The 488-nt window shown below is 69.5% G+C and carries 2 protein-coding genes; both read left to right on the top strand.

Features of this window, described 5'->3' with window-relative positions:
* The first annotated feature begins 58 nt into the window (after nucleotides 1-58).
* On the top strand, nucleotides 59-241 hold the full coding sequence (locus D3D02_RS19240) for a hypothetical protein (RefSeq protein ID WP_121562012.1): 183 nt from the start codon (nucleotides 59-61) through the stop codon (nucleotides 239-241).
* Nucleotides 242-346: 105 nt separating this feature from the next.
* A partial coding sequence (locus tag D3D02_RS19235) for a flavoprotein (RefSeq protein ID WP_304999806.1) occupies nucleotides 347-488 on the top strand: 142 nt, incomplete at its 3' end.

Raw genomic sequence — 488 nt, 5'->3', positions numbered from 1 at the left:
CCCGAGCGCCGTCTCGGTGAACCGAAGATTTTCACCCCTTCCGACGGCAGTACCGCCCGTGCCCTCCGAAATCGGCGGTCACTCGGCTCGCGTGTACGCCATCCAGATCGGCTTCTGGGCGATCGTGTTCGCCGCGGGGGCGTTCGCCGTCGGATATCAGCGAGCAGTCTCGCTGGCCGCCGCTGTCTTCGGTGCGGCGATCCTGCTCGCCGCGGCCGCCTTGGAACTCACCGAGCGGTAGACGCGATCCGCGTTCGGAACTGCTCGCCGGGAGCGTCCCGTCCGGGTTCCGCCCCCGATCCGCAACGGCATCATATAAGCCGTCGGGGGCGGAACGGACTCGGTAATGCTGGACGGGGTCAACGTCGCGCTCGGCGTCTCGGGGAGCATCGCGGCGGTGAAGGTCGTCGAACTCGCGCACGAACTGCGCCGACAGGGCGCGGGCGTCCGCGCCGTCATGTCCCCGGCGGCGACGGACATCGTCCACC

Origin of the sequence: Halobellus sp. Atlit-38R, from assembly GCF_003665925.1 — an archaeon.
Taxonomy (GTDB): Archaea; Halobacteriota; Halobacteria; order Halobacteriales; family Haloferacaceae; genus Haloquadratum; species Haloquadratum inordinatus.
This window is presented reverse-complemented; position numbering and strand designations above follow the sequence as displayed.